Genomic DNA, 395 nt, shown 5'->3' on the forward strand with positions numbered 1-395 from the left:
TGCATTATCAAGCAACTTGCCGCGGTTGAGCGCCGCAATAATGCCGAGCGGCAGACCAATCAGCAATTCGCAGATAATTGCCGCGACCAGCAGTTGCAATGTTGCGGGCAGGCGGGACAGAATAAGGTCGGTTACTTCCGTCTTCTGCAAGTAGGAGCGGCCAAGATTGCCGTTGATGAGGTTCCAGAGATAATCGCCATATTGCACGATAAACGGCTGGTCCAGCCCCAGCTGCTGCCGGATGCTCGCCACGGTTTCAGCCGTGGCAGAGCGTCCGGCAATCTGCCGTACGGGGTCGGCAGGCAACACGTAAAGCAGCACAAAGGTGATGAAAGAAACACCAAGCAGGATCAAAGCGGGCTGGATCAGGCGGCGTAAAATATAGGCAAACATCA

At 55.2% G+C, this 395-nt stretch carries 1 protein-coding gene; it reads right to left on the minus strand.

Annotated elements, in window-relative coordinates:
• A partial coding sequence (locus HBA93_RS19055) for an ABC transporter permease (RefSeq protein WP_221724346.1) occupies positions 1-393 on the minus strand: 393 nt, incomplete at its 3' end.
• Positions 394-395: the final 2 nt, after the last annotated feature.

The organism is Ochrobactrum sp. SFR4 (genome assembly GCF_019730395.1).
Classification (GTDB): Bacteria; Pseudomonadota; Alphaproteobacteria; order Rhizobiales; family Rhizobiaceae; genus Pseudochrobactrum.